Origin of the sequence: Aetokthonos hydrillicola CCALA 1050, from assembly GCF_017591665.1 — a bacterium.
GTDB classification, from domain to species: Bacteria; Cyanobacteriota; Cyanobacteriia; order Cyanobacteriales; family Nostocaceae; genus Aetokthonos; species Aetokthonos hydrillicola.
The window spans coordinates 1-5,105 of sequence record NZ_JAAKGC010000202.1 but is presented as its reverse complement, the minus strand read 5'-3'; the positions used below and the strand labels follow the sequence as shown (position 1 = coordinate 5,105).

General features: G+C 41.0%; 3 protein-coding genes and 1 pseudogene. 2 read left to right on the top strand and 2 right to left on the bottom strand.

Annotated elements, in window-relative coordinates; genetic code table 11:
* A pseudogene (locus G4P69_RS35445) lies at positions 1–349 on the top strand (hypothetical protein); the annotation flags it as partial.
* Between the two features lie 566 nt (positions 350–915).
* Positions 916–3,414 (top strand): plasma-membrane proton-efflux P-type ATPase, encoded by a 2,499-nt coding sequence (locus tag G4P69_RS35440; RefSeq protein WP_208354618.1) that lies wholly within the window; start codon positions 916–918, stop codon positions 3,412–3,414.
* A 62-nt stretch (positions 3,415–3,476) separates the two neighbouring features.
* Here G4P69_RS35440 and G4P69_RS35435 read toward each other — a convergent pair whose 3' ends face one another.
* Together G4P69_RS35435 and G4P69_RS35430 are read right to left on the bottom strand one after the other, a co-directional pair.
* Complete coding sequence (locus G4P69_RS35435; RefSeq protein WP_208354616.1) at positions 3,477–3,794, bottom strand: hypothetical protein; 318 nt, start codon at positions 3,792–3,794, stop codon at positions 3,477–3,479.
* Positions 3,795–4,016: 222 nt separating this feature from the next.
* A partial coding sequence (locus tag G4P69_RS35430) for a DUF2254 domain-containing protein (RefSeq protein WP_208354614.1) occupies positions 4,017–5,105 on the bottom strand: 1,089 nt, incomplete at its 5' end.

Sequence of the window (5,105 nt, the reverse complement as noted above, 5' to 3'; positions counted from 1 at the left end):
AGGAGAATCACCAGACGCAGCTGTGCCGATTCCGACAAACGTTATTGGTCCAGATCCTGCATTAGCACGTAGCTACATTAAAGCTTTAAGTATTCCCTTCTTCCAAACTTATGTTGCCGATCAGCCAAATTACCATAGATATTTGAGTGCAGATTATGTCAATGGGATCAGTCGTGAACCACTACCACTCTCATTGGTTACATCTCTCACTTCTACTGAGCTTAAACAAATCGTTAAAAGCTTGCCCAATGCAGAAATTTCTCCCCCTGATCGAGAACAGCTTGCCTCAACTAAGAAATTCGCTCTGCCGAGCAAGGTAGACCCCATCCCGAACCTTTATAAATTCTGAATTTTTACGACATGATTAATATCTTGACCTTTGGACGTACCAATCAATGTTCTAATTTCAAAAGTCACAACTAAGCTGAATCTAATATCTTTTAACTTTCAACCTCTTGGTGTGAAGGCTTCCATTAGCCACGCTAATAAGTCCTATAGCTGAATAATTGAATTTATCGCTTGTGAAGCCAACGCTTTTCGACTAGCAATTTGATATGGCAGAAATATGAACAAGTTGTGTCAATTTTTAGAATATTACAGCCTTTACTAAGGGAGAATATTAAGTAGGTGTACGGCAAGTTTCTCACGATGCAACAAATCGTAAAATTCTTCTAATCTTATCACGACAAGGCTTTGGAGTTTCTAACAATAATCAACTATATTGGTTTTATTTCCACCACTTACTTACTGTTATGATATTTAATAGCTTTTCGATACCTATTCTGCTGAACTGTTTGGTTGGAAAATCGTTGAAAATCTTTGCAAATATCTAGCGTAGTTCGGTCGTGTCAGTATTTAGGTATCGGCTGAAATCCTTAACAAATATCTACCTTCGTAAGCCGTCCCCTTTGAAATATGAAACATCAGCCTCATAAGCGATTTCATAACGAATCCAAAACCGAGTCTGAAGATTTAGCAACCCTAAGTCTTGAAAAACTACAAGCTGAATTAAGAGTTTCTTTAGAACACGGACTCACCCATGAGGAAGCCCAACGCCGTCTAGCCAGCTACGGCTACAATGAACTATCTGAGAAAAAAACCAGTGCTTTACAGCAGTTTTTCTCCCATTTTTTGGGACCGATTCCTTGGATGATTGAAATAGCTGTAATTTTGTCAGCTATAGTGCAAGATTGGGTCGATTTTGCGATTATTTTAGTCTTGCTAGTGGTTAATGGCGTCATAGGCTTTTGGGAGGAATTTGAGGCGGGAAATGCTATTGCTGCTCTCAAAGGTCAACTCGCTCTCAATGCTCGTGTCAAGCGAGATCGTCAATGGATGACAGTTCCTGCTCGTGAACTAGTACCGGGAGATATTATTCACTTGCGAATTGGTGATGTCCTTCCAGCTGATGCACGGTTGCTTGTAGGTGACTCTATTGAAGTTGATCAGGCGGCTTTAACTGGCGAATCTTTACCAGTAACACGAGAAAGTGAAGATGCTGTCTACTCTGGGTCGGTTGTGAAACGAGGCGAAATCGATGGGTTAGTTTATGCCACAGGTGCAAATACCTTCTTTGGTAAAACCGCAAGTTTAGTGGATACTGCTACTATTCACAGTCACTTTCAACAAACTATCCTGAAGATTGGTAATTTTTTAATTGCTACTGCTTTAGTGCTGGTAGTGCTAATTGTCTTTGTCGCTCTCTATCGCCACGATAGCTTACTCCACATTTTGAAATTTGTTTTAGTTTTGACTGTAGCTTCTATCCCTGTAGCCATGCCAGCAGTATTATCCGCAACAATGGCTATTGGTTCACAAGCTTTAGCAAAAAAACAAGCAATTGTCAGTCGTCTGGAATCAATTGAGGAAGTTGCAGGGATGGATATTCTCTGCTCGGATAAAACTGGTACTTTGACCTTAAACCAATTGACTTTAGGAGAACCAGTCAGTTTAGGTGATGTCACTCCTGATGAAGTTATTTTGGCAGCAACTTTAGCCTCCCACGATTTCGATGAAGACCCAATCGACCGAGCAATAATGACAGGCTTAAAAGATAAACAGCAGATTTCTAATTACCAAGTCACTCGTTTTTTACCCTTTGACCCGGTGATTAAACGCACGGAAGCAATTATCACCACAGTTGATGGTCAAGAGTTCAAGGTTAGCAAGGGAGCGCCCCAGGTTATTTTAGCTCTATCTGGCAATAATTCTGAAATTGAAGAATTTGTTAATAAAACCATTGATAATTTTGCTAAACGAGGCTTTCGAGCGTTAGGTGTTGCTCGAACTAATACTCAAGGGAATTGGCAGTTTCTAGGTGTTTTACCACTGTTTGACCCACCTCGTAGTGACTCTCAACTAGTTATTGAAGACTTAAAACGCTTGGGTGTGAAAGTAAAAATGCTCACTGGCGATCAAGTTGCGATCGCTAAAGAAACTTGTCGGCAATTAGGACTAGGAAGTAACATTCTTGATGCTAAGCTATTTAGTACAAGTGATACTCATCAAATGGGGCAGCTTGGTGATGCTGTGTTAGAGGCCGATGGTTTTGGTCAGGTATTTCCTGAACATAAATACTACATTGTCGAAGCACTACAACATCGAGGTCATATTGTTGGGATGACGGGCGATGGTGTCAATGATGCACCGGCGTTGAAAAAAGCAGACGTGGGTATTGCTGTTTCTGGTGCAACTGACGCAGCTCGTGCTGCTGCTGATATTGTTTTACTGGCTCCGGGGCTGACTGTCATTGCTGATGCTGTTCGAGAAAGCCGCAAAATTTTTCAACGAATGTATAGTTATGTTTTATACAGAATTGCCGAGACAATCGATATTCTATTTTTTTTAACGCTGTCAATTTTAATTTTCAATTTCTATCCTATGACAGCGATAATGATTGTGCTGCTGGCTTTACTGAACGATGGGGCAATTTTAGCGATCGCGTATGATAAAGCACGTCCTAACAACAAACCTGCCACTTGGGATATGTTCGTTGTCTTAAGTGTTTCCTCCTTAATTGGAATTGCGAGCGTGTTCGGTTCTTTCGGCATCTTTTACATAGGTAGAGAATTACTACAACTTAATTCAGAAGTACTACAGACGCTAGTTTACTTAAAACTTTCGGTTGCAGGTCACTTAACAATCTTTGTCACTCGCACAAAAAAATCATTCTGGACAGAAAGACCAGCAAATATTTTGCTATTAGCTATTTTTGGTACTCAGACTCTTGCTAGTTTAGTCGCTATATTCGGTTTTGGACTTATGTCTCCTATCGGTTGGGGTTTGGCTGCTATAGTATGGGGATATTCTTTATGCTTGTTATTTATTCTTGACTGGGTAAAACATCTAGGATATAGATTATTTCACCATCATCCCATAACAGTTCGCAAACGAGGTTTGCATGGTAGACTATAAATCTAGCGTTGAGCAGTTCCCCTTTGAAAAAAAGTTTCGGACTACAGACTTTGATTATCACGTTAAGTCGAAGGATATATAGTTTCAGCGATTAATACCGGCTTGTTAGTATACTCCTTCTCTAGCTGCTTTCTCACATTCAGATCCCAGGTAAGGTGGTAATCTCGGTCAATTGTAGTAACAACAAACGGACGAACTTCACCGTACACTACGACCGTCTCACCCTCATGAATTGTCACTGTAGATGGTGCTACTGTGAATGAACTCGTACCAATTTTATCAATAGGTACGCTTCTAATCGTCACAGTTTTACCAATGAATTTGTCTGTATTATTAACTATTTGAGATGTTTGGGTGACGACAGATGTTTTTGAATCCAAAAATTGGCAACCTTGATACGAATAAACCTAGCTATGTAACAAAATGTAAAAAGCGCCAAACTTTGCGTTCGCAAAGCGTGTCCGTTCGCGTAGCTTGCTTAAGCGCAGGGGTACAGGGGTACGCCGTTCCTTCTCTCTACGAGACGCTACGCGCGACGCGCAGCTATGCCCGCAGGGCTTTACGCTGCGGACAAAAGTATAGTTATGTTTATTTACGCCCACTTACTTACCTTCTAACGCTCGAATTACGCTGTCATAGCGCTGTTGTACGTCTTTACGATCTTGTTCTTCTTGTAATCCCTCTTTACTACCTCGCAAAATTATCTCAGCGTGGCGTCGTAAAACTGCTTGATATTTTGAGTTGTCAGTGTAAGTAGCAATTATGGCGATCGCTTCCAATAAACGAAGAGTTACTGCTCTATCAGAACGTGCATACAGCCGGATTTGGTTAAAAGCAAGGTCAACCAATTCCTCATATGTCACTGGGTCAGTGATCACCCGTAAGTTGTTATCCTGGTCATAGCGGTATGGTGAAGGAAAATCCCTTTGGGCTAGACAAGACAGCCCCGATGCAAGTCGGTCAATACACTGAATTGCAGTAAATGGGTCATTGATTCCAGGGGATAGCGCTCGCACCGCAATCTCCACCAACTGATTAAAAGGAAACTCTATATCCTGCTGCTCAGTATGTTCCTTACCCAAAATAAAGGCATCATTGATTTGTTTACTAATTTTTCGGTTGACTCGTTCTTCAGGGTAAGCCATAACCAGAAGGCTGTCCTTGAAAATAAAGTTTCCCGGTCGAGAGCTTATACGTAAGAGTAAATTGTGCTTACTGGTAATCTTCAACAATTTTTCGTTATCAATTGCTTGCAAATAACCTTTGCCAGTGGCGTTAATGGGTCTAGCAAGATCTTCAAAAGAAGTTGGGATGTCTCCAAATTGACTGACTATATATTCAGGGTTACCATGTCCAATTTTTTTTGGAAAGAGGCGATCAATTGCTTGATCTAATTCGGAACTCACGCCATCAATGACGTAAGATGCCTGTATTCTGGTTGATGCGTGATGTATGAAAAAAATGAAAACACCAATACTAAAAACTGCCAGTATAATACCGACTGTGACTGAGAGTTGTGGAACAAATTGACTGTACCCGTCTCCCTTTCCATGAACAGTACGGAGCACGAGCAAACAGTAGATGAATGTACTAATGAATGTGCCTAGAACAACTTGATTAGCCGTATCTTGGAGAAAATTGCGTAGCAGCCGGGGGCCAAAATTAGAAGCAGCAAGCTGAAGAGTGAACAT